This is a genomic window from uncultured Mycobacterium sp. (assembly GCF_964249325.1).
In the GTDB taxonomy this organism is placed as follows: Bacteria; Actinomycetota; Actinomycetes; order Mycobacteriales; family Mycobacteriaceae; genus Mycobacterium.
In genome coordinates this window covers 2,335-3,004 of record NZ_CAXUCH010000367.1, presented here as the reverse complement: position 1 = coordinate 3,004, position 670 = coordinate 2,335, and the positions used below count along the sequence as shown (strand labels likewise).

The window sequence follows — 670 nt, the reverse complement described above, 5'->3', positions numbered from 1 at the left end:
GCACGTCGAAACGGCCCGCCATTGCCCGCATCTGGTCCGGGTCGGTCATAAACCGAGTTGGCATTGATATCTCCTTAGCTCGAATCAGCTGGCTGTGATGGATGTGGTGGCCGGACGCGTCACGCGATGGCGTAACCGCCGACCCGGAAATACACGGCTGGTCCCCCTTTCCTAACCGGCGTAGACCGGGCGTTGCACCACGGTGGGACGGACATCGAAGCGCGGAGTTGAAGCCATAGGAGTCGGCCCGGCGCGGCCGGTCAACGGCGCCAGCGGCGCGCCGAGCATGCTTCCCGGGTTCGCAGCGCCGACCGCCGGCGTAGCGGCACTGGCAGTGGTGGCCGGCAACGACGCGGCAACAGGGTTGAACGCGGGAGCGGCCGACGCCCAACTCTGCGGCACCGTCAGCACGCCGACCGACGTCGCCCGGCCCAGGCCCGCAGTCACCGCGGCACTGCTCAAGCTCGGTGAGGCGAGCGCCCCGGAGCTGCTGCCCAGGGCGGAACCCAACCCCGGGAAGTTGCCGAACATGCCCATAGCCGGAGTCACCGATCGCATCAGGGAACTGGCCGAGCCGAGCATCGATGCACCCGAAGCGCCCAGCGACGCCGACGATCCCGCGCCGGACGCCACGCTGGCGCCGGAGGTCAGGGCTGTGGACGACGTCGTC

The 670-nt window shown here is 69.3% G+C and carries 1 pseudogene (cut by a window edge); it reads right to left on the bottom strand.

Annotated features, from left to right (window positions below):
• Positions 1 to 171: 171 nt before the first annotated feature.
• Positions 172 to 670, bottom strand: a pseudogene (locus tag ACFE99_RS24565) (PPE family protein) (it continues 632 nt past the right edge of the window).